The following is a 22,804-nucleotide window of genomic DNA, read 5'->3' on the forward strand; positions in this document are numbered from 1 at the left end:
GCCGTCAGAACCCAGAGGAAGATCGCGCCATGAAGAAGACTCAACGCAATGCCCTGATCGGTTTGTCCTGCCTGCCTCTCATGGCCCTGCTGGGCGCCGCGCCGGCCCAGGCCGAGCCCACGCTGTACCTGGGCATGAACGGCGGGACCATGGAACGCTTGTACACCGACGAGGTGCTGCCGCCCTTCGAAAAGGCCAATCACGTCAAGGTAGTCATTGTGCCGGGCACCTCCGCCGACATCCTCGCCAAGGTCCAGGCGAGCAAGGACAATCCGCAGCTGCACGTGATCTTCCTCGATGACGGGATCATGTACCGGGCGATCTCCATGGGCCTGTGCAGCAAGCTCGAAGACAGCCCGACCCTGGCACAGATCCCGGCCAAGGGCCGGATCAAGGACCAGGCCGTGGCGGTCAGCCTGGGGGTGACCGGGCTGGCCTACAACACGCGGCTGTTCAAGGCCAAAGGCTGGGCCGCGCCGACCTCGTGGATGGACATGGCGGACAGCAAGTACAAGGACAAACTGGTGTTCCAGTCGATGTCGTCCTCGACCTTCGGCCTGCACGGTTTCCTGATGTTCAACCGGCTCCAGGGCGGCAGCGAGACCAATGTCGAACCGGGTTTCAAGGCCTGGCCGAACAGCGTGGGGCGTAATGTGCTGGAGTACATCCCGAGTTCGGCCAAGCTTTCGGAGATGGTCCAGACCGATGAAGCGGCACTGTTCCCGCTGACCCCGACCCAGGTTACCGCGCTCAAGCTCAAGGGCATCCCGGTGGAGTACGCGCAACCCAAGGAAGGCGCGGTGGTGCTGAACGTCGCCGAATGTGCGATCGCCAACAACACTGAGCCGGCGTTGGCGCAGAAACTCGCCGAGTTCCTCCTGACTCCCGAGGCCCAGGCGGCGGCGCTGGAAGATGGCGACCAGATCCCGTCCAACCCCAACACCCCGACCACCGACAAGACCCGCGGCCAGGTCGAGGCCATGAAAAAATACCTGGACACCGCGGTGGCCATCGACTGGGATCAGGTCAACCTGCTGCGGCCTGAGTGGAACGCGCGCTGGAACCGCAGTATCGAGCGCTAGACCCCCCCCTTCAAAAACCCACATCCAGAATCACGTTGTCGGTGCAGGTCCCTGCCGACGGCGTGCTCTGGTCGGTGTAGACCCTCGAGCAACCCTTGGTGCCAGCCACCACAAATGCATCGTCGATGCACAAGGGACAATACCAAAACAATAGAGCCTTCCAAGGCATCATTCCTGTTGGATAGTGGTTGCCTTGATTGAAGCGTCACGGTAAAACTTGAAACTGGTTAAAGATTAATCGATATGCCTTCACGCCTTTTCTGATCTATCTGACGAATGAACTCGCTCCGGACCTTCATGCAAGGGGATTCTCTCCGTTGGCTGCTCTGCCCCCCCATCGCCCTGGCGTGAAATCCCGTTGGCCAGCCTTGCGCCGCTTTTTCGGCAAGGCTTTCGCCGGCAAGGGCAGCGCCGCACCGCTGTCCCACGACGTGCACGAGTATTTCCGACGCAAGGCCAACCACCAGGGCTACACCCTGAGCCTGAGCCAGCAGCGGGTCATCGAACGCATGGCACAGCAGGCCAGCGCGCTGCTGTACAGCGCGCACCAGGGCCGCCAACGCAGCCTGTACCTGCACGGCGCGGTCGGACGTGGCAAGAGCTGGTTGCTGGACGGCTTTTTCCAGGCCGTGCCGATTGCCGAGAAACAGCGGGTGCACTTCCACGACTTCTTTACCCACCTGCACCAGGGCATGTTCCTCCACCGGGAAACCCCCGATGCCCTGGGCCGGACCCTCGATGAGCTGCTCAAAGACTGCCGGCTGCTGTGCTTCGACGAGTTCCATGTCCATGACATCGGCGATGCCATGCTCATCAATCGGCTGTTCAAGGCGCTGTTCCAACGTGGCGTGCTGCTGTTGGTGACCTCCAACTACCCGCCCGAAGGCCTGTTGCCCAACCCGCTCTATCACGCCCGCTTCAAGCCGGTAATCGACCTGATCAACGCCCGCATGGAGGTCATGGAGGTCGGCGGCCCCCATGACTACCGCAGCCAACCACGCAGCCATAGCCAACAGCAATTCACCCAGGGCCAGTACGTCTGGCCGGGCACTGCGGAACAACGCCAGGCCTTGCTATTGCCGCAGCGCCAGGCTCCGGCCTTTGCCCTGCAGGTCGGCGCCCGGCAACTGAAGGCGCGTCTGTGTAGCGAACGCACCGTGCGTTTCGAGTTCGCCGACCTCTGCGACCAGCCCACCGCCGTGATGGATTACCTGGAACTGTGCCGACGCTTCGACACCTGGATCGTCGATGAACTGCCCAGCCTGGAAGACTGTTCGATCGCGGCCCAGCAGCGTTTTATCAACCTGATCGACGTGCTGTACGACCAGGACAAACGCCTGCTGCTGATCGGCGAACGGCCGCTGCGCGACAGCCTGGGCGGTAATGCCATCGACCTGGCACGGACCCGCAGCCGCCTGGGGCAACTGGTCGAAGTCGGAGCCGAATCCCTCAACCAGGGCTGACACCCACTCATCACAGCGCCGTTGCTGAACAACATTGCTATCATGACGATCTTTTTTCGATGATCGCGACGAGTACTCACGCCCGCTTATGGATACCCTTGCCCAATTGCGCGCCGGTCAACTGACCGGTATCAAGCGACTCGACCTGTCCTGCGGGCTGACCGAGTTCCCCCGGGAGATTTTCCAGCTGGCCGACTCCCTGGAAATCCTCAATCTGAGCGGCAATGCCCTGAGCAGCTTGCCGGATGACCTGTACCGGCTGCCACACCTGCGCATCCTGTTCTGCTCGGACAACCAGTTCACCGAGTTGCCGGTGTGCCTGGGCCAGTGCGCCAGACTGAGCATGGTCGCCTTCAAGGCCAACCGCATCGAGCAAGTGCCGGCCGCCGCCCTGCCGCCCCAGCTGCGCTGGCTGATCCTGACCGACAACCGCATCACCGAGCTGCCGGAAGAACTCGGCCGCCGGCCCCTGCTGCAGAAACTCATGCTGGCAGGCAATCGCCTGCGCACCCTGCCCGCCAGCCTGGCGGACTGTCACCGGCTGGAGCTGATCCGCATCGCCGCCAACCAGCTGGACGAGTTGCCCGAGTGGCTGCTGACCCTGCCGGGCCTGGCCTGGATCGCCTATGCCGGTAACCCGAAGCTCGATCACACCGGTGAGGTGCTGGTCGGCGACACCACCCCGAGCATCGACTGGAGCCAGCTGCAACTGGCGCAACGCTTGGGCGAAGGCGCCTCGGGGGTGATCAGCCAGGCACGCTGGAGCCGTCCAGAGGCGCCGGCCTTGCCGGTGGCGGTCAAGCTGTACAAGGGCAGCATGACCAGCGACGGTTCGCCCTTGAATGAAATGAATGCCTGCATCGCGGCGGGCCTGCATCCGAACCTGATCAAGGTCGAAGGGCGCATCGGCGGTCACCCCGATGCCCAAGCCGGCCTGGTGATGGAACTGATCGATCCGCAGTTCACCAATCTTGCGGCACTGCCGAGCCTCGATTCGTGCAGCCGTGATGTGTACCGGGACGAGACCCGCTTCAGCCCGGAACAAGCCTTGCGCATGGCCCGCGGGATCGCCTCGGTGGGCGCGCATCTGCATCGCCTGGGGCTCTGCCACGGCGACCTGTACGCACACAATATTCTCTACAACGAGGCCGGGGATTGCCTGCTCGGGGACTTTGGCGCCGCCTCGTTCCATGCACCGACCGACAGCCTGGAAACCCGCGCGCTGCAACGGATCGAGGTGCGTGCGTTCGGGATTCTGCTCGGCGAGCTGCTGGAACGGATCGACGGGGCGATGGAGCCGCGCGTGCTTGAATCGCTCAAGGACCTGCAGTTGCGCTGCATCCAACCGGATGTGCTGGCGCGACCGGGGTTCGAGGCGATCTGCGTAACCCTGGCATAACTGCCGGGCATCAGCCCCCCTTGTGACAAGGGGGGCTTGGCGGATCAGCCCGCCAGGCCGACAAACATGTCTTGCACGTCGTCGTGGTTGTCCAGGCCTTCGAGGAAAGCCTCGACTTCGGCCATCTGCTCGTCGCTCAGGCCGCTGACCGGGTTCTTCGCCTGGTAACCCAGCTTGGCCGACAACACGGTGAAACCTTGCTCCGGCAGGGCTTTCTGCACCGCGTCGAGATCGGTCGGTTCGGTGAGGAACAGGGTCGCGCCCTCTTCGCCCGGCTCGAAATCCTGGGCACCGGCTTCGATCGCCGCCATTTCCGGGTCGGCATCCGGACTGTCCGGAGACGCCTCGATCAGGCCGACATGGTTGAAGTCCCAGGACACCGAACCCGACGCGCCCAACTGGCCCTTGCGGAACGCCACGCGGATTTCCGCCACGGTACGGTTGATGTTGTCGGTGACGCATTCAACGATCAGCGGCACCTGGTGCGGGGCGAAGCCTTCGTAGGTCACGCGGTGATACTGCACGGTTTCGCCCAGCTGGCCCGAGCCTTTCTTGATGGCGCGTTCCAGGGTCTCGCGAGGCATCGAGGCCTTTTTCGCCTGTTCGACCACCAGCCGCAGGTGTGCGTTGGTGGAGACATCCGCACCGTTGCGCGCGGCGATGGTGATTTCCTTGACCAGCTTGCCAAAAATCTTGCCCTTGGCGTTGGCCGCCGCTTCTTTGTGTTTAACCTTCCACTGTGCGCCCATTACTCACTCTCTCGATCAGAGGCGTCGTGACATTTATTGGCCGACGCTTTGCCGCCCAGTTTATACGGCCAGTCCCCGCCAATCGACCAAAACCTGACGAAGATTACGACTCTACCCTGATGTTCGTAGGCAATTTCCCAAACATCGTTTTGCGGTGTCCAGGCGCCCACGGCTTTTCGTACCCTCTGCCACAAATCCGTGGAGAAGAGACGAAATGCCTCAGGACAAGGAACGACAGATCTCACTGACCATCGGCCTGCTCCCTGACCCCTTGCCGGTCATCCGCTTCAAGGGCCGCGAGGCCTTGAACGAACCCTTCCGCTTCGAAATGGAACTGCTGGGCGACACCGCCCTGGACCTGGAACCCCTGCTGCATCGTCCGGCCCTGTTGAGTCTGGGCTGCGGGCAGACCAGCTGGCATGGGATCATTGAGGAGATCAGCAGTCGCTACCTGGAGCCACGGCTCTGTCATTACCAGGTGGTGCTGGTGCCGCGCCTGCAAGCCCTGGCACGTTGCCAACGACGTCGGGCCTTCTGCGACCTGAGCGTACCGGCGATTCTCCTGCGACTGCTTGAAGCCCACGACCTGGAGGCCGCCGATTACCGCTTCGAGCTTGAGCGTGGCCTGTACCCCCGCCGGGCCCTGTGCCTGCAACAGGATGAAAACGACCTGCAATTGCTGAACCGGCTCTGCGAGGAAGAAGGCATCCACTATCACTTCGAACAGGCGCCGCACCGACATGTCCTGGTGTTCGCCGAAGACCCGCAAAGCTTTCCCGAACGAGCCGGCGTGGTGCCTTGTCACGACAGTGCCGCGGGACTGGAACAGCCCTTTATCAGCCAACTCTACGAGCGTCACCAGATGCTCGCCAGCCATGACAGCCGACTGCCCGGGCATGCTCCCGCCTGGCCGCCGGAAGCACCCGACGACGGCGCCGCCAACCAGGCCAACGCCTATGGCCTGCACACCGCCCCCCCCACACCGCGCCAGCGCCACGAACAGCAACTCAGCCAGCGCAGCCTCGAACGGTTGCGTTGCGAACAACGCCAGATCCAGGGCTACAGCAACCTGGACAGCCTGCGCAGCGGCGAAGTCCGGCGGATCGGCGGCCATCCACGACAGGCGCTCAACGATCAATGGCTGATCACCGAGGTGCAGCATCTGGGCGAACAGTGCCTGGATCGATACCCCGTCGACGCCTTCAGTGTCGAGGCGGACGACGGCCTGCATGACGAGTGTTTCAGCGACGGCTACAGCAATCACTTCAGGGCCATCCCCTGGGCCACGCCGTTTCGCCCCTCCTTACGGGAAAAACGCCCGGCGGCGCAGGGTTATCAGATCGGCACGCTACTGGGTGCGCATGCCGGCACCGCCCGGCCGGATGCCCAGGGGCGCCTGCGGGTACAGTTGTCGAACAGCGTCCAGCCCGCGGACCGCGCACCGGGCTGCTGGGCCTCGCCCGGCGTCGCGCAAAGCCAGGCCCCCCGGGTTGGCAGCCAGGTGCTGATCGACTTTGTCGAGAACGAGGCGGAGCAACCGGTGATCTGTGGTTTTCTCACCGATCGGGACCTGTACGCCGCCATTGACCCGCCGCCCCTGGCCGACCGGCCGCCTGGCGGCGCCGCGCCGTGGGAGGGACAGGAGAGCGGCGGCGCACCGGATGATGACCCCGGGGAGTTCTATCTGTATGAGCAACCCCATGAACCGCCGACAACCACCGCCCGTTGCCTGGGCGAAAACATCTGGTACGTCGTGCGAATGCCCCGGCCCGGACTCAAGGAACTGGCGCGCCTGAGCCGTGATGACATCCTTCTGGAAGGCCGCAGTGACAGCCGTGGCGCGGCCTTGCTGAGCCCCGCCGACAGACGGCGACTGGCCCTGGAGTTGGCCGCCACGCCGGAACAGCTGTGGTTGCTCTACCCAGGACAATGCGTGGCCCTGCACGCCTACATCCAGCAGCACTGGAGCCAGCGCCAGCGCCAGGCCTTTCTTCAGGACGGGCTGAATGCCCCCGGCGTTTGCGGCACCAGCCCAAGGAATGCCTGAATCAGCCGCAGTTCCTTGCGGCGCTCCAGGCAACCGATCTGGTGCCGGTTGCCCAGCCCCTCACCGCTGATCGGCAGCGCCCGTACCCGGGGGTCGGGACTGACTTCCAACGACGAGACGATACCCACCCCCAGCTCCGCGGCCACCGCTTCGGTCACCGCCTCGCGGCTGTCCAGTTCCAGCAGCACCCGTGGACTCACGGCGGCCAGGGCACAGGCCTGATCGAAGGTGCGCCGGGTGATCGAGCTCGGCTCGCGCAGCACCATGATCACCTGGTCCAGTTGCTCCAGGGCAATGCCCTGTGGTTCGGCCAACCACGGATGCCCCTGGGGCACCAGCGCACAGATCCGCGACTCGCTCAGGGGTTGCAGGTACAGGCCCTTGCGCGGCTCGACCTCGGTCAGCACCGCCACATCGGCATGCTCGGACAACAGCGCCGCCAGGGTTTCCTGGGCATTGCCGAGCCTCAGGTTGACGGTGATCCCCGGGTATCGCGCCCGCAGCCGCGCAAGCATCGGCATGACCATATGGGGCCCGTCCGCGGCAATCTCCAGGCGTCCGGTCAGCAGTTGTCGATTGGCTTCGAGCATCGCCTGGGCTTCCTCCACCAGACCGAACATGGCCCGGGTGATCGCCGCCAGCCGGGTGCCCTCGGCGGTCAGTTCCACCCGTCGCGCCGTGCGCCTGAGCAAGGTGATCTGGTAGTGCTCTTCCAGGGCCTTGATATGTCCGGTCACCGCCGGCTGGCTGATGAACAACCGGGCCGCGGCACGGGTAAAACTGCCCTCGCGGGCCACGGCATCGAATGCGCGCAGTTGGAACAGGTTCATAGCTATCGGCCTCACTGATAGCTCGCATAACAACAAACAATTTGATTGATGACAAGCCAAACGGCAATTTATGCCCTGTATCCCGTCAACGATCCCCGCCGCGAGAAACCCGCATGCGTACTGCCGCTCCCATCCTGCTCACCCCGGGCCCCCTGACCACTTCGGCCCGCACTCGCCAGGCAATGAGCCAGGACTGGGGTTCCTGGGATGAAGGCTTCAACCAGTTGACCGCGAGCCTGTGCGAGCAACTGCTGGCAATCGTCAAGGGTGCCGACAGCCATCACTGCGTCCCCTTGCAAGGCAGCGGCACCTTTGCCGTGGAGGCGGCCATCGGTACCCTGGTGCCACGGGACGGCAAAGTGCTGGTGCTGATCAACGGTGCCTACGGCCAGCGCCTGGCGAAGATCTGCGCAGTGCTGGGCCGTTCGTTCAGCACCTTCGAAACCGCCGAAGACCAACCGACCACCGCCGTTGATGTCGAGCACCTGCTGCTCGCCGAGCCGACCGTCAGCCATGTCGCGCTGATCCACTGCGAAACCAGCACCGGCATTCTCAACCCGCTGGCGGAGATCGCCGAGGTGGTCGCGCGCCACGGCAAACGCCTGATCATCGACGCCATGAGCTCGTTCGGCGCCTTGCCCATCGACGCCCGCCAGGTGCCGTTCGATGCGCTGATCGCCGCTTCCGGCAAATGCCTGGAAGGCGTGCCCGGGATGGGTTTTGTGTTTGCCCGCAAGGAAGCGTTGGCCGCGGCCGCCGGCAACTCCCATTCGCTGGCGATGGATCTGCACGATCAGCACGCCTATATGGCCAAGACCGGCCAATGGCGTTTCACCCCGCCGACCCATGTGGTCGCGGCGCTGCACGAAGCACTGTTGCAATACCACGAGGAAGGTGGCCTGCCCACCCGCCTCGGGCGTTATGCCGACAACTGCCAGGTGCTGCTGGAAGAAATGGCCAGGCTCGGCTTGCGCAGTTTCCTGCCGGCGGCGATCCAGGCGCCGATCATCGTGACCTTCCATGCGCCGAAAGATCCGCGCTACCAGTTCAAGGCGTTCTACGAACGGGTCAAGGCCAAGGGTTTCATTCTTTATCCGGGCAAGCTGACCCGGGTCGAGACGTTTCGCGTGGGCTGTATCGGCCAGGTCGGGCGCGGCGATATGCAGGCGGCGGTTGCCGCTATCGCCGAGGTCCTGCGGGAAATGGAAGTGCTGGATATCTAGAGCCCAAGACTGAACACGCCCCCTGTAGGAGCCGGCTTGCTGGCGATAGCGTTTTTCCAGGCAACAACGATGGCGACGATCAGATCGCATCGCCAGCAAGCCGGCTCCTACAGGTTTGTATTCCAACTCTTTTATTGTATTCAAGGCTGATCGACATGAACTACCGCAACCCCACCCAACTGCAAGCCGCGATCCTCGACTGGGCCGGCACCGTCGTCGATTTCGGTTCGTTCGCCCCGACCCAGATCTTTGTCGAGGCCTTCGCCGAGTTCGACGTACAAGTCTCCATCGAAGAAGCCCGCGGCCCCATGGGCATGGGCAAATGGGACCATATCCGCACGCTGTGCGACCAACCGGCGATCACCGAACGCTACCGCCAAGCCTTCGGCCGCGCCCCGAGCGATGAAGACGTCACCGCCATCTACCAGCACTTCATGCCCCTGCAGATCGAGAAGATCGCCGAACACTCGGCGCTGATTCCAGGAGCCCTGGAGACCATCGCCACACTGCGCCAGCAAGGCCTGAAGATCGGTTCGTGCTCGGGTTATCCGGCCCGGGTCATGGAAAAGGTCGTGGCCCTGGCCGCCGGCAACGGTTATGTTGCCGACCATGTAGTGGCCACCGACGAGGTGCCGAACGGTCGCCCCTGGCCGGCCCAGGCCCTGGCCAACGTGATCGCGCTGGGCATCGACGATGTCGCCGCCTGCGTCAAGGTCGACGACACCGTACCGGGAATCCTCGAAGGCCGTCGGGCCGGCATGTGGACCGTCGCCCTGGTCTGTTCCGGCAATGCGCTGGGACTGACCTACGAGCAGTACCGCGACCTCGACCGGGCGACCCTGGACGCCGAACGCCAGCGTATCCACGAACTGTTCGCCGGCTCCCGGCCGCATTACCTGATCGACACCCTCAACGATCTGCCGCAGGTAATCGACGATATCAACAAGCGTCTGGCGAAGGGTGAAATGCCCCAGGGCAACTGATCGCGACAGCCAGCACTGCTCACTCAAGCCGAAGCACATCCTGTGGGAGCGGAGCTTGCCCGCGAAGAGGCCTTTGAGGACACCAGAAGCTTCGCGGGCAAGCACCGTTCCCACAAAACCGTGCGTCAGAGCTTGATGATATTGCCCTGGGTCGGCGGCACCTGCCCGTGATAGAGGCGTGAGACCAACTGTCGGGCGGCCTCGTAGCCTTCATCGACGACCACCTCCAGCAGCGGCGCCGGCCCTTCGCTCACCGTCTGATAGAACCGCTGCAGGCCTTCGCCGATATACTGACTGACCCGTTCCGGCCCCCATTCGGCATTGCGCTTGCGGATCTGGATGGGGGCAAAAAAGAACACCGGCTGCGGTCCCTCGATCGCCGTGAGTTGCGCCTCGCCGGTGGTTTGCGCGGAGCCGGCGAAACAGCTGTAGACCAGTTGCCGGCCGAGGCGTTGATGCACCCGGTCACGCAACGCCAGATCACCGGAAAAATCCACATACAGCGTCGGCTGGTCGGTTTCCAGCCGGTCCAGTTCATCGTAGGCCAAGGTCTGCTCATAACAGCCCAGCTCGGCGACAAACGCCCGATTGGCCGAGGACGTCAACGCCACACGGGTCAACTCGGGCCGCCCCTCCAGGCACACCGCCGTACCAAAGGCGGTCTTGCTCGACGCACTGGAAAACACCAGGCGCGTGGCGCCGAAGAACTGGTTGTCCTGAAGGAAGTCGGCGAGCATCGCCGAGGTCAGGAACAACGGCTTGAGCAGGATCTGCAGGTCCTCGGTATCCGGGCTGTAGTAAGGGTCCCAATTGCAACGGGTGTACTGGTTGTAGGCCGAGGTCAGGTCCTTGCGGTGCTCGGCACCGTCATAAAAGCCCCGTTCGGTCACCCGTTCCGGTTTCATCCACAAATGGCTGGCCATCGGAAAGTAACCGTAGAAGCGTTCCCCCACCGCCACCCCATCGACATTCGACAGCAAAACATCGGCAAAGCCCCAGACCGGTATATGCCCCCACTCCGCCTCCGCGGTAGGAAAAAAGCCCCAGTAGTTCATCGAGTCGCCATAGGCGGCGTAGGTGATGTTGTTGGTGGTCAGGGAGCAACGTTCGACCTTGAGGATCGCCTCGCCGGGACCGACCACCAGGGCACGTTCCTGCGTTTCGATCCGGCTCTGGCCGAGGTCGTTCTTGCGGGTGATCAGTCGTGTTACCGTGCTGGCACTTGGCATAATCAGACTCCTCTCTGCGACGATTGCGGGTGGAACCAGCTTAATGGCAGACCATGAAGAACGGGTTCGGAAACGCCGGCAAGCCGGCTGCACATAGCCTCAAGCCCCGCGCCAAGCCGCTCAAGCGGCCCAGTCAGGCCCGGGCGATATTCACCGTCGAGGCCATTTACGAAGCCTTTGTTCGGATTTGGCAGCGCAACGGCTGGTCCGCCCTGACCACCCGCGCGGTCGCCCTGGAAGCCGGGGTGGCCATCGGTACGCTGTACGATTATTTCCCGAGCAAGGCCGCGCTGCTGTCCGGTTATGTGCGCCATAGCGTCGAGCGCTTGCTGTGTCAGCTCGATGACCAGGTGATCCGTGCCGAGGGCCTGGACTGGCAGGCACGGGTCGAGCGTCTGGTACAGCTCAGCGGTCATCCGGCAAGCTCCGAGCAGCCGCTGTTCGACTACCCGCTGCTGATGCTCGAACATGAGATCGCGGAGCCCAAGCACCATCAACGGGTATTCCAGGAACTGTCGCAGAAATGGCGGGAGGCCTTCGACGCCTGCACGGACCTCGCCTCCAGACCTTCGGACCAGGCCATCGATGCCTGGCTGGTGCTGGTCTGGGGCGGGCGGCGTTACTGCATCACCGCGCAATTGTCCGCGACACAGGTGGAGGCTTGGCTGCGGGAAACCCAGGGGCTGATCCATCAGCGCCTGGCAAATCCCCTCTAGATCTTCCTGTTGCGCTCGACCCAGTGCCCATAGGCATTGATAAAGCTCTGCAGGAAAGGTTTGACCGTCTCCGACAGGTGGCCCGCCTCGTCGAACGCACTGCCCGCCCCACTCAGATAGGCTTCCGGCTGTTGCATGCACGGTACGTCGAGGAACACCAGGGATTGGCGCAAGTGGTGATTGGCGCCAAAACCGCCAATCGCTCCCGGCGAGGCGCTGATCACCGCCCCCGGCTTGCCGCTCCAGACACTTTTGCCATAGGGCCGCGAGCCAACATCAATGGCGTTTTTCAGGACTCCAGGCACCGAACGGTTGTATTCCGGGGTGACAAACAGCACCGCATCGGTGGCCCGGACCTGTTCGCGAAAGACCTTGTAGGCCGCCGGCGGCGCGTCGGTATCGATATCCTCGCTGTAAAGTGGCAGATCGCCAATCTCGACAATCGTCAGCTTCAGGTTCGCCGGTGCCAGCCCGGCCAGGGCCAGCGCCACCTTGCGATTGATGGATTGTTTTCTCAAGCTGCCAACCAGCACAGCGACCGTGTAGACGTTGCTCATAAGAACTCCCGACTATCTGGGCGAAGGAACAGTAGTTATAGATGATCGGCCGCTATTGTTCCGACGATTTTCTCCCGTCAGTCCACTGCTTTCCCCTTCGATGCCCCGGAGCCTGTAGAGTAGAGCGACTATTTTTTCCAGCATGCAAAACTTCCCCCGCCAAACCACGGTCTACTGAGCCGCAAATCGGGTGTTCATTTCCAGAGGTTCTAAACAGATGGCCGCAGTACTCGTCGGACAATTTCATGCCAGGGATGCGGAAGGTCGCGTCTATTCCGTGCATGAATTCCAGGAATCCACGCCTTCAGCCGAAGGCCTGGCCGGCACGGAGCCTGTCACCACCTACAAACTGGCCATTGGCGATCGCGTCAACAAAATCGACCACAACTCATTTCAGCTGGTTCAATCCGGGGTCACGCTCACCCGTGAACCCGAGACCTCGACCGCTTCCTGATCTGGGACAACAGGCGCAACAGCCACCTGAAGTCATGTGCGCAGACTTGAGTTAGGATCAGTCCACTGACCCCCTCCCGGCTGGACACGGACTTCAAGCATGCGTTTACGCCATATCGAAGTAATCCAGGCCCTTCTGCAGACCGGCAACCTCGGCACCGCCGCCGAGTTGCTGCAACTGCCAGCGGCCACCGTCAGCGCGACCCTGCAGGACGCCGAGCAGCAGTTGGGCTTCCTGTTGTTCGCCAGCGTGCGCGGGCGAATGCAGGCGACCCGGGAAACCCGCGAGCTGCAACCCCTGCTCCACCGCCTGTACGCGGAAGTGGAACCGCTGCGGCGACTGGCCGGCAGCCTGCGTCAACATCAGGACCCCGCCCTGCGGGTGGTCTGCACACCGACCCTGGCCCAGCAACTGCTGCCCCAGAGCCTGGCGGCCTTGCGCCGACGCTTTCGCGAAACCCCCTGCACCCTCGCCAGCCAGCACACCCGCGAGATCGTCCGTGAGCTACTGCTCAGGGAGGTCGAACTGGGCCTGAGCCTGCACAATCCCGATCATCCACAGATCCACGCCCAGGCCCTGGCCGAGGGCAAGCTGCAATTGCTGGCGCCCCACGGCTGGCTGCAACCCAAGCAGAAATACATCGCCCTGCAGGAGTTGGCCGGGCAATCGATGGTCGGCCTGGAGGAGCAGGACACCCTCAGCCTGATGCTCGACAGCAAGCTGCAGGCCCTGCGGCCGGCGCCCCAGGTACAGACGCGGGTGCAGACCTACCAGATGATGCGCAGCATGGTCGAAGCCGGTGAAGGGTTGGCGATTGTCGACCCGTTCACAGCGGTCGGGGCCAGGGCCGGCGGACTGGATGTCTGCCCGGTATCACCGGCCATTGGTGTCACCCTGTACGCCCTGACCCTCAAGGACCGCGAACCGAGCGCCGCCTTGAAGGCCCTGCTGGAAATCGTCGGCGAGAAAGCCACCGCGATGCTACTCTGAGCCGGCCGCCCGTCAGGGCTGTCCGGCAAACAACAGGTACCAGAAGACCGCCACCTCGGCGGTTTGCGCATCGATTCCGCGATAACGCAGATGATCGATCCCGCCCAGTACATAACCGCAACGTTCGTACAGGCGGCAGGCGCCCAGGTTGTTGTTCTGGGTTTCCAGCATGATCCCCGGCAGGTTCTTCTTGTGGCTCCAGAAGCGCACTACATCCAGCAGCGCCCGGGCCACGCCGTGACGCCGCGCCGAGGCGTCGACCGCCAGCTCATCGACATGGGCAAAACCGTTCCAGTTGGTACTGACCACCACATGGCCGACCGCACGACCGTCCAGGTAGGCCATGAAGATTTCGCTGTCCACCGCCGCGCGATAGCTGGCGAATTCCTCGGGGTCGATGCCATAACACTTGCGATAGGGCGCCACCGGCACCAGTGGCCATTGGTCGACCCGCTTGCCGATTTCGGCCAAGCCATGGGCCTTGACCTGAAAACTGAAATCGCTGCCCCAGATGTACTCGGAGAAACCAGCGTCAGCTACACGGACCGATACCTCGGGATACTTCGGGTTCGTGACTAAATGCATTGGGCCAATCATCCTCAAGCCTTGATGTCACGGTGCACGATCGGGAGGAGAAACGTCGGGGTCCTGTCCGGGGACATCCGGTCCCCGGACAGTGGACCTCGCTGCACCGGTCCCTTCAGCTTAGAAGGTCAATCGCCGCTGCACAAAAGATCATCCGCGCGCTGCTCAGTGGCGTTGCGCGTCGGCCTCGGCCAGTTGGGTCCAGAGCGCCGGGGCGCCGGCGGACTTGGCAATCGCTTCGAGACGCACGAGGTGTTCGGCCAGGTCGCTTTCGCTGGCACGAATGATCCGCGCCGGCTGGCGATCGGCCGGCAGGCGGCGGATTTCACTGGCCTGGTTGCCCGAACCTTCACCGGAACCATTGCCATCGGTGGCGTTGCCGGCCAGGGACAGGCTGGTCTGACCGCCGGTCATGGTCAGGTAGACGTCGGCGAGAATCTCCGAGTCGAGCAAGGCGCCGTGCAGTTCGCGGCCGGAGTTGTCGACGCCGTAGCGCTTGCACAGGGCATCGAGGCTGTTGCGCTGCCCCGGGTGACGTTCCCGGGCCATCATCAGGGTGTCGAGGATGCTGCAGTGGCGGGTGATGTCCGCACGGTCCTGCTGACCGATCAAGGCGAATTCGTTGTTGATGAACCCCACGTCGAACGCCGCGTTGTGGATGATCAGCTGGGCGCCCTTGATGAATTCGAAGAACTCGTCGGCCACCTCGGCGAAACGCGGCTTGCCCACCAGGAATTCGTTGGTGATACCGTGGACGCCAATGGCGCCTTCATCACTTTCGCGGTCAGGTTGCAGGTACACGTGGAAATGCCGGCCGGTGAGGCGGCGCCCCATCAACTCGACGCAACCGATCTCGATGACACGATGGCCGTCGGTGACCGGCATACCGGTGGTTTCGGTATCGAGCACCACGCTACGCATGTTTGATCCCCCGTATTTCATCCACGCCACGGTTGGCCAACTGGTCGGCACGCTCGTTGCCGTGATGGCCGATATGCCCGCGGACCCACTTCCATTTCACCGTGTGCCGACTGACCTGCTCGTCGAGCAGCTGCCAAAGGTCGGCGTTTTTCACCGGTTCCTTGGCCGCGGTCTTCCAACCGCGTTTCTTCCAGTTGACCATCCACTCGGTGATGCCTTTCATCACGTACTGCGAGTCGGTCACCAGCAACACTTCGCAGGGACGCTTGAGCTCTTCGAGGCCGCGAATCGCCCCCATCAACTCCATGCGGTTGTTGGTGGTGTTGGCTTCGCCGCCCCAGAGTTCTTTCTCGATGCCCTTGCAGACCAGCAAGGCACCCCAGCCGCCAGGGCCGGGATTGCCCTTGCAGGCACCGTCGGTGAAGAGTTCAACAGTATCGCTCATTACAACCTTTCCATCGAAAATGACCCCGTGGCGCGCCGGTAACTGACCGACGCATCCCGGGCCGAGCAGGCTCGACCCTCAAGGAAAAAAATGCTTACTCTTCGCTTTGTCGCCGGTTGACCTTGGCCATCGGCAGCGGTACCAGCTTGCCGACCGGTTCGCGGCGTACCTGGCGCACGGGCCGCAGGCCGACCACGATCTTGCGCGCGACCAACAGATAGAAGCCGCCACCCGACAGCTGCCAGCCGCCGGCGATCCGCTCCCAGCCCGCCAACCGCGCTTGCCAGGCGGCCGACGCCAGCGGCGGACGATAGCATCCGAAGCGGCGTTTCTCCAGCGCGAAGCCCAGCAGGTTGAGCCAGTCAGCCACCCGCGAGGGTGAAATACAGCGGGCCTGGCGCAGCGCGTCATGGGCGAAAACATGGCGCAGCCCCCAGGCGCTCCAGGGATTGATGCCGAGGATCAGCAGGTGCCCACCGGGACGCACGGCGGCGGCCGCCTCACGCAGCAGGCCATGGGGCGACAGGCAGAAATCCAGGCCGTGCTGCAGCACCACCACATCGGCGGCATGCTCGCTCAGCGGCCAGGCCTGCTCCTCGCAGACGATCTCCACCCCCGGCAGCGGCGCGCCGAGGCGCACGTTGCGGCGCACCTGGTCGGCCTGCGGCGGGGTCTCGGCCGAGGGGCCGTAATGCACCAGGTAGCCGCCGAAATACCGCCCCAGCTCGTCCTCGAGCATGCGCCGCTCCTCATCGAGCAGCAGTTGCCCGAGGGGACCGGACAGCCAGTCGCGGGCCGCGCTGATCAGTGCCAGCCAGTCAGGATCAGCCTGAGCGAACGCTTTATCGGTCATTGCCTTCTCCAACTCGCCACAAGTGCTTTACAAGCACTAAGATGCGCCATTGTTTTGCGCTTGGGAATTGCACCATGATACAGATCGACGCGCTGCCCGCCTTCACCGACAACTACATCTGGTTGTTACAGGATACCGCCCGCCGCCGCTGCGCCGTGGTCGACCCGGGCGATGCCGGGCCGGTGCTGGCCTGGCTGGAACAGCATCCGGGCTGGCAACTCGAGGATATCCTGGTCACCCATCACCACCACGACCATGTCGGCGGTGTCGAACGCCTGAAACAGGCCAGTGGTGCCCGCGTACTCGGTCCGGCCAGCGAAAATATCCCGGCCCGCGACCTGGCCTTGAACGATAACGACAACGTGACGGTACTCGGCCTCGAGTTCCAGGTGTTCGCCGTGCCCGGTCATACCCTGGGGCATATCGCGTTCTACCATGGCGATGCCGCCCGCCCGTTGCTGTTCTGCGGCGACACGCTGTTCGCCGCCGGCTGTGGCCGCCTGTTCGAAGGCACGCCGGAACAGATGCACCATTCCCTCGGCCGGTTGGCGGCCCTGCCGGCGGCCACCGGCGTGTACTGCACCCACGAGTACACCCTGAGCAACCTGCGTTTTGCCCAGGCGGTCGAACCGCAGAACCCGGACATCGCCGAACGAATGGCACAGGTCAGCCAATGGCGGGCCGAGGGACGCATCAGCCTGCCCTCGAACCTGGCACTGGAATTGAAGACCAACCCGTTTCTGCGGGTCGGCGAAACATCTGTTAAAGAAAAAGCAGACGAACGGAACGGCCTCGACAACGGCTCGCCGAGTGAGGTTTTTGCGGCCCTGCGCCGCTGGAAAGACAGCTTCTGATCGAGGTGCGGTCAACACAAAAAATCTGAATGGTTGACCGCACCCTGAGCGCTTTCTAGAATCGCCCGACATTTTCGCCCGGAACTCACTTCCAGCCAATGTCGTCATCCAACCGAAAACCCACCCATTCAGACGCATTGACGCGATTGGCTCAAGCTGTTGCCGTGGCTGTGTCCGCCGCCCTGGCCGGCTGTTCAAGCCTTCATACCCCGGTGGACAGCAACAACGAACCGACCCCGAACCTCAGCGCCCGGATCAAGCAGAAACCGATCTGGCTCAGCGAAAAGGCCAAGCACACGCCGCCCCAGGACGTCTGGGAGCGCATGCGCCAGGGCTTCCAGTTGCAGGACGGCCTGGGTGTGAACCCGCGTATCGAACAACAGCGCCTGTGGTTCGCCAGTAACCCCGAATTCCTGGAAAACGCCAGCTCCCGCGGTAGCCTCTACATTCATTACATCGTCGAGCGCCTGGAAGAACGCAATATGCCGCTGGAGCTGGCGCTGCTGCCGGTGATCGAAAGCGCCTACAACCCGATGGCCTATTCACGAGCCGATGCCGTCGGCCTGTGGCAGTTCATTCCGTCCACCGGCCGCTCTTTCAACCTGCGCCAGGACCGTTTCTACGACGGGCGCAAGGACATCACTGCGTCGACCATCGCAGCGATGAACTACCTGACCCGCCTGCACGACATGTTCAACGGTGACTGGCTGCTGGCCCTGGCCGCCTACAATGCCGGCGAAGGCACGGTCAGCCGGGCCATCGAGCGCAATGAAAAGCTCGGCCTGCCCACCGACTACTGGAACCTGCCGCTGCCCCAGGAAACCCGCGACTACGTGCCCAAGCTGCTGGCCCTGTCCCAGGTGGTCATGGCCCCCGAAGCCTACGGCGTGAACCTGAACCCGATTGCCAACGAACCGTATTTCGCCACCGTCGAAGTCAACCAGCCCATGGACCTCAGCCGGGTCGCGGCCCTGGCCGAGATCGACGAAGACGAGATGATCCAGCTCAACCCGGCCTTCAAGCAGAAAGCCACGATGGACGGCCCGCAGCACCTGCTGGTGCCCAGCTCCAAGGCGCAACTGCTGACCGCCAGCCTGTCGCGAATGAACCCCGAAGAGCTGATCAGCCTGCGGCCGAAGAAGCCGGTGTTCGAATCCCTCGCCGGCAATTCACCGGCACGCCTGACCCGCCGCTACAAGGTGAGGACCGGCGACAACCTGACCTCGATCGCCAAGGCCAACCGGGTCGACGTCAAGGACCTGCAACACTGGAACAAGCTTTCCGGGCATCACCTCAAGGTCGGCCAGACCCTGGTCATGCAGGACAACGTCAAGGCCGTGGCCAGCAAGAAGGCCGCTACCACCTACAAGGTGCAGAAAGGCGATTCGCTGTATATCGTCGCCAAGCGTTTCAATGTCGAGATGCAGCACCTCAAGCGCTTGAACCCGCGCACTGGCCAGGCGCTCAAGCCCGGGCAGATCCTGACGGTTTCCCAACCGCGCTAATCGCCAACGACCGCGAAAACATCACGCCCCTGTAGGAGCAGGGCTTGCCCGCGAAGGCGGCCTCGATACCGCCAAAAGCTTCGCGGGCAAGCCCTGCTCCTACAGGTTCGGCGTCGCCTGCAAGCCCAGATTTCCAACCTGACATTCACAAGGGGATTGCGCCTCTTCCGGCACGCCTTTTTCCACCCGATACAAGCTGTTAAGGTACTGGCCCTATAGCCCAAGCCGCCTGGATCGGATCTCTGCCTTGACGCGTCCCCTCCTCCTGCTGTTCATCAGCCTGGCCTTGAGCTCTCCCGCAAGCGCGACGATCAGCGAAAGCCATGGTTATGCGCAGTTCGGCACGCTCAAGTACCCCGCCAGGTTCACCCACTTCGACTGGGTCAACCCCGATGCCCCCAAAGGCGGCACCTTGCGGGTGATGGCGTTCGGCACCTTCGACACCCTCAACCCCTACACCTTCAAGGGCACCAGCCCGGTCAGCACGCCCAATTTCCTGCAATACGGCGTCAACGAGCTCAACGCCACCCTGATGGCCGGCACCGGCCAGTACGCACCCTCGGGGGATGAACCGAACGCCAGCTACGGCCTGATCGCCCAGTCGGTGGAGTACAGCGAGGATCGCAGCTGGGTGGTGTTCAACCTGCGGCCCGAGGCGCGTTTCCACGATGGCACGCCAATTACCGCCTACGACGTGGCCTTTTCCTACCGCCTGCTGCTCAAGGAAGGTCATCCGCAGTACCGCACCAGCCTGCAGGAAGTGGCCCGGGTCGACGTGCTCACGCCCCAGCGAATCCGCTTCGTCTTCAAACGCTCGGGCAATCCGCTGCTGATCCTGCGCCTGGGTGAACTGCCGGTGCTGGCGCAGCATTACTGGCAAGGCCGCGACTTCACCGCCACCACCTTCGAGCCGCCACTGGGCAGCGGCCCCTATCGCATCAGCAAGGTGCAACCGGGTCGCCAGTTGGTCTTTGAACGGGTCAGGAACTGGTGGGGCGAAAACCTTCCGGTCAATCGCGGCAAATACAATTTCGATCGCGTCGAAGTAGAGTTCTATCGCGACAGCGACGTCGCCTTCGAAGCCTTCAAGGCCGGCGAATTCGATATCTATATCGAACACCAGGCCAAGAACTGGGCCAACGGCTACCGCTTTCCAGCCGTCGAGCGGGGCGAAGTGATCCAGACCCGGATCCCCCACCGGATCCCGACCCAGACCCAGGGTCTGTTCATGAACAGCCGCCGTGCCAGCTTTGCCCAGGACCCGGTGCGCGAAGCCCTGGGCCTTATGTTCGACTTCGAATGGACCAACCGCACGCTGTTCGGCGGAGCCTACCGGCGGGCCATGAGCTTTTATCCCAACAGCGAGTTTTCCGCCACGGGCGTGCCGGCCGGGCAGGAATGGCTGCTGCTGGCGCCTTACCGCGAACAACTGCCGGCCCGGCTGTTCAGCGAACCCTTCAGCCTGCCGCAGACCGACGGTCGCGGCATCCCCCGCGAAACCCTGCGCCGCGCCCTCGCCCTGCTCGGCGACGCCGGCTGGAAACTCGACGGCCAGCGCCTGCTGAACAAGAACGGCCAACCCCTGCGCGTTGAAATACTGCTGGTCAATCCGAACCTGGAACGGATCCTCCAGCCCTACGTCGAAAACCTCGCGAGCATAGGTGTAGACGCCCGCCTGCGAACAGTGGATCGTGCCCAGTACAAACAACGTCTCGACCAGTTCGATTTCGACATGATCCTGATGACCCTGGACCAGAACCTCAGCCCGGGACTCGAGCAGTGGCAGTACTTCCATTCCAGCCAGGCCGGCGTCAAGGGCAGCAAGAACTACGCGGGGGTCGCAAGCCCCGTGATCGACCATCTGCTCGAAGCCCTGCTGGCGGCCCACACCCGCGACGAGCAACTGGCCGCCGGTCGTGCCCTGGACCGGGTCCTGCTCTGGCAACACATCATGATTCCCAACTGGTACCTTGACTATCATCGCCTGGCCTACCGCAACCGGTTCGCCTTCGTCACCACGCCGCCGTACACCCTGGGCCTGAGCGCCTGGTGGATGAAAGCTTCGGAGAAAGCCCAATGATGTTTTCGCGCGTCCTGTTCCTGCCCTTCAGCGGCCTGCTGTTCAGCGCCCTGGCCGGCCTTGCCGTCGCTGCTCCACAACATGCCCTGACGCTCTACAACGAACCCCCGAAATACCCGGCCGATTTCCAGCATGTCGACTTCGTCAATCCCGACGCCCCCAAGGGCGGTACCTTCCGCCAGTCGTCCATGGGCGGTTTCGACAGCCTCAACCCCTTTATCAGCAAGGGCGTGCCGGCCGATGGTCTCGACCTGATCTACGACACCCTGATGCGCCATGGCCTGGACGAGCCCTTCACCGAATACGGGCTGGTGGCGGAAAAAATCGAAAGAGCCCCGGACAACAGCTGGGTGCGCTTTTACCTGCGCCCTGAGGCACGCTTCCACGACGGCCACCCGATGCGCGCCGAAGACGTGGTGTTCAGCTTCCAGACCCTGATCAAGGATGGTGCCCCGCTGTACCGGACCTACTACGCCGACGTCGACGACGTCATCGCCGAAGACCCGTTGCGGGTGCTGTTCAAGTTCAAGCGCACCACCAACCGTGAACTGCCGATGATCCTCGGCCAGTTGCCGGTGCTGCCCAAGCACTGGTGGGCCGACCGTGACTTCAACAAGGGCAACCTGGAGTTCCCCCTCGGCAGCGGGCCGTACAAGCTGGCCGAGGTCAGGGCCGGACGCTCGGTACGCTATGAGCGGGTCAAGGACTACTGGGCCAGGGACCTGCCGATCAACCGTGGCTTCTATAACTTCGATGCCATGGTCATGGACTACTACCGTGACGGCACCGTGGCCCTGGAAGCCCTCAAGGCCGGGCAATTCGACTACTGGTTGGAGAACAGCGCGAAGAACTGGGCCAACGCCTACAACACCCCGGCGGTCGCCCAGGGTCGGTTGATCAAGGAGCAGATCCCCAATCGCAATCCGACGGGCATGCAGGGCTTCATCTACAACCTGCGCAAACCGATGTTCCAGGATATCCGCGTGCGCGAGGCCCTGAGCCTGCTGTTCGACTTCGAGTGGACCAACAAGCAGCTGTTCAACGGCGCCTACCACCGTACCCGCAGCTATTTCGAAAACTCGGAAATGGCCGCCACCGGCCTGCCGGACGCCGCCCAGCTGGCCATCCTCGAACCACTGCGGGGCAAGATTCCCGAACAGGTCTTCACCCAGGCCTTCGAACCCTCGGTGTGCGACGCCAGCGGCATGATCCGTCCGCAACAACGCCGTGCCTACCAGCTGTTGCTGGAGGCCGGCTGGCGCATCGTCGACGACAAGATGGTCGACGCCCAGGGCAAGCCGGTGAGCATCGAGTTCCTCCTCGCCCAGACCGATTTCGAGCGGGTGCTGCTGCCGTTCAAGCGCAACCTCGCCGACATCGGCATCGATCTGGTGATTCGCCGGGTCGATGTTTCCCAGTACATCAACCGCCTGCGCTCGCGGGACTTCGACATGGTCGTCGGCAGCTTCCCGCAGTCCAACTCACCGGGCAACGAGCAACGCGAGTTCTGGAAATCTTCCAGCGCCGACAAACCCGGCAGCCGCAACCTCATGGGCCTCAAGGACCCGGCGGTGGATGAGCTGGTGGAAACGCTGATCGATTCCGACTCCCGGCAGAGCCTGGTGGAGCATGCCCGCGCCCTCGACCGCGTGCTGCAATGGGGCTTCTACGTGATCCCCAACTGGCATATCAAGACCTGGCGCGTGGCCTACTGGGACCATATCGGCCATCCGAAGGTCTCGCCAGCCTACGACATCGGCCTCGACACCTGGTGGATCAAGCCGGATGCCAAGCCGGCGGTACCGCTACAAACCGACAGCACGAGCGCGGAGCAATAAG

General features: G+C 63.2%; 21 protein-coding genes. 13 read left to right on the forward strand and 8 right to left on the reverse strand.

The window, feature by feature from the left end; all coding sequences use genetic code 11:
• Window positions 1–29: 29 nt before the first annotated feature.
• The 3 genes from HX830_RS21160 (at window position 30) to HX830_RS21170 (ending at window position 3,944) form a co-directional block, all read left to right on the forward strand.
• Window positions 30–1,082: an ABC transporter substrate-binding protein gene (locus HX830_RS21160; RefSeq protein WP_103497838.1), complete on the forward strand. Its 1,053-nt coding sequence runs from the start codon at window positions 30–32 to the stop codon at window positions 1,080–1,082.
• Between the two features lie 317 nt (window positions 1,083–1,399).
• Window positions 1,400–2,545, forward strand: coding sequence for a cell division protein ZapE (zapE, locus tag HX830_RS21165; RefSeq protein ID WP_177102421.1), 1,146 nt, complete (start codon window positions 1,400–1,402; stop codon window positions 2,543–2,545).
• 88 nt (window positions 2,546–2,633) lie between these two features.
• Complete coding sequence (locus HX830_RS21170) at window positions 2,634–3,944, forward strand: leucine-rich repeat-containing protein kinase family protein (RefSeq protein ID WP_177102423.1); 1,311 nt, start codon at window positions 2,634–2,636, stop codon at window positions 3,942–3,944.
• 44 nt (window positions 3,945–3,988) lie between these two features.
• On the opposite strand, the gene HX830_RS21175 is transcribed toward HX830_RS21170, so the two are convergent.
• Window positions 3,989–4,693: a YebC/PmpR family DNA-binding transcriptional regulator gene (locus HX830_RS21175; protein ID WP_100942741.1), complete on the reverse strand. Its 705-nt coding sequence runs from the start codon at window positions 4,691–4,693 to the stop codon at window positions 3,989–3,991.
• Between the two features lie 214 nt (window positions 4,694–4,907).
• On the opposite strand from HX830_RS21175, the gene HX830_RS21180 reads away from it, so the two are divergent.
• Window positions 4,908–6,740 carry a type VI secretion system Vgr family protein gene (locus HX830_RS21180; RefSeq protein WP_152737343.1) on the forward strand — a complete coding sequence of 611 codons (1,833 nt, stop codon included), beginning with the start codon at window positions 4,908–4,910 and terminating at the stop codon, window positions 6,738–6,740.
• Here HX830_RS21180 and HX830_RS21185 read toward each other — a convergent pair.
• Window positions 6,686–7,570: a LysR substrate-binding domain-containing protein gene (locus HX830_RS21185; RefSeq protein ID WP_103497833.1), complete on the reverse strand. Its 885-nt coding sequence runs from the start codon at window positions 7,568–7,570 to the stop codon at window positions 6,686–6,688. The genes HX830_RS21180 and HX830_RS21185 overlap by 55 nt on opposite strands.
• A 113-nt stretch (window positions 7,571–7,683) precedes the next feature.
• Here HX830_RS21185 and HX830_RS21190 point away from each other — a divergent pair, with 113 nt between their 5' ends.
• Both HX830_RS21190 and phnX read left to right on the forward strand, forming a co-directional pair.
• A complete protein-coding gene (locus HX830_RS21190; RefSeq protein ID WP_177102425.1) occupies window positions 7,684–8,793 on the forward strand; it encodes a 2-aminoethylphosphonate--pyruvate transaminase in 1,110 nt (369 codons plus the stop codon).
• Between the two features lie 155 nt (window positions 8,794–8,948).
• Window positions 8,949–9,776, forward strand: coding sequence for a phosphonoacetaldehyde hydrolase (phnX, locus tag HX830_RS21195; protein ID WP_177102427.1), 828 nt, complete (start codon window positions 8,949–8,951; stop codon window positions 9,774–9,776).
• A 125-nt stretch (window positions 9,777–9,901) separates the two neighbouring features.
• Here the strand turns inward: phnX and HX830_RS21200 are convergent, their stop codons facing one another.
• Entirely contained in the window at window positions 9,902–11,005 is a 1,104-nt protein-coding gene (locus HX830_RS21200; protein WP_152737341.1) for a DUF2855 family protein, read from the reverse strand.
• Between the two features lie 53 nt (window positions 11,006–11,058).
• Between HX830_RS21200 and HX830_RS21205 the strand changes: the two genes are divergently transcribed.
• Entirely contained in the window at window positions 11,059–11,721 is a 663-nt protein-coding gene (locus HX830_RS21205; protein WP_152737340.1) for a TetR/AcrR family transcriptional regulator, read from the forward strand.
• On the opposite strand, the gene HX830_RS21210 is transcribed toward HX830_RS21205, so the two are convergent.
• Complete coding sequence (locus HX830_RS21210) at window positions 11,718–12,278, reverse strand: NADPH-dependent FMN reductase (protein WP_103497826.1); 561 nt, start codon at window positions 12,276–12,278, stop codon at window positions 11,718–11,720. The genes HX830_RS21205 and HX830_RS21210 overlap by 4 nt on opposite strands.
• Before the next feature lie 217 nt (window positions 12,279–12,495).
• Between HX830_RS21210 and HX830_RS21215 the strand changes: the two genes are divergently transcribed.
• Window positions 12,496–12,732, forward strand: a complete 237-nt coding sequence (locus HX830_RS21215) for a hypothetical protein (protein ID WP_103497825.1) — start codon at window positions 12,496–12,498, stop codon at window positions 12,730–12,732.
• 99 nt (window positions 12,733–12,831) lie between these two features.
• The gene (locus HX830_RS21220) at window positions 12,832–13,722 is read left to right on the forward strand and encodes a LysR family transcriptional regulator (RefSeq protein ID WP_103497823.1); all 891 of its coding nucleotides are present in this window, start codon (window positions 12,832–12,834) and stop codon (window positions 13,720–13,722) included.
• A 12-nt stretch (window positions 13,723–13,734) separates the two neighbouring features.
• Here HX830_RS21220 and HX830_RS21225 read toward each other — a convergent pair whose 3' ends face one another.
• From HX830_RS21225 to HX830_RS21240, 4 genes are all read right to left on the reverse strand, one after another.
• Window positions 13,735–14,307 carry a GNAT family N-acetyltransferase gene (locus HX830_RS21225; RefSeq protein ID WP_100942751.1) on the reverse strand — a complete coding sequence of 191 codons (573 nt, stop codon included), beginning with the start codon at window positions 14,305–14,307 and terminating at the stop codon, window positions 13,735–13,737.
• A gap of 165 nt (window positions 14,308–14,472) precedes the next feature.
• The gene (gene dnaQ, locus HX830_RS21230) at window positions 14,473–15,228 is read right to left on the reverse strand and encodes a DNA polymerase III subunit epsilon (protein ID WP_103497822.1); all 756 of its coding nucleotides are present in this window, start codon (window positions 15,226–15,228) and stop codon (window positions 14,473–14,475) included.
• Window positions 15,221–15,673 carry a ribonuclease HI gene (rnhA, locus tag HX830_RS21235; protein WP_100942753.1) on the reverse strand — a complete coding sequence of 151 codons (453 nt, stop codon included), beginning with the start codon at window positions 15,671–15,673 and terminating at the stop codon, window positions 15,221–15,223. The genes dnaQ and rnhA overlap by 8 nt, the downstream gene beginning before the upstream one ends.
• Window positions 15,674–15,767: 94 nt before the next feature.
• On the reverse strand, window positions 15,768–16,526 hold the full coding sequence (locus HX830_RS21240; RefSeq protein ID WP_103497821.1) for a methyltransferase domain-containing protein: 759 nt from the start codon (window positions 16,524–16,526) through the stop codon (window positions 15,768–15,770).
• Between the two features lie 74 nt (window positions 16,527–16,600).
• On the opposite strand from HX830_RS21240, the gene gloB reads away from it, so the two are divergent.
• The 4 genes from gloB (at window position 16,601) to HX830_RS21260 (ending at window position 22,803) form a co-directional block, all read left to right on the forward strand.
• Window positions 16,601–17,380 (forward strand): hydroxyacylglutathione hydrolase, encoded by a 780-nt coding sequence (gene gloB / locus HX830_RS21245; protein ID WP_177102429.1) that lies wholly within the window; start codon window positions 16,601–16,603, stop codon window positions 17,378–17,380.
• Between the two features lie 98 nt (window positions 17,381–17,478).
• Window positions 17,479–18,885 (forward strand): transglycosylase SLT domain-containing protein, encoded by a 1,407-nt coding sequence (locus HX830_RS21250; protein WP_103497819.1) that lies wholly within the window; start codon window positions 17,479–17,481, stop codon window positions 18,883–18,885.
• Between the two features lie 247 nt (window positions 18,886–19,132).
• Complete coding sequence (locus HX830_RS21255) at window positions 19,133–20,965, forward strand: extracellular solute-binding protein (RefSeq protein ID WP_177102431.1); 1,833 nt, start codon at window positions 19,133–19,135, stop codon at window positions 20,963–20,965.
• On the forward strand, window positions 20,962–22,803 hold the full coding sequence (locus HX830_RS21260; protein ID WP_152737337.1) for an extracellular solute-binding protein: 1,842 nt from the start codon (window positions 20,962–20,964) through the stop codon (window positions 22,801–22,803). Before HX830_RS21255 ends, HX830_RS21260 begins: the two co-directional genes overlap by 4 nt.
• Window position 22,804 lies beyond the last annotated feature (1 nt).

It is taken from the genome of Pseudomonas gingeri, assembly GCF_013385425.1.
GTDB lineage: Bacteria > Pseudomonadota > Gammaproteobacteria > Pseudomonadales > Pseudomonadaceae > Aquipseudomonas > Aquipseudomonas gingeri_D.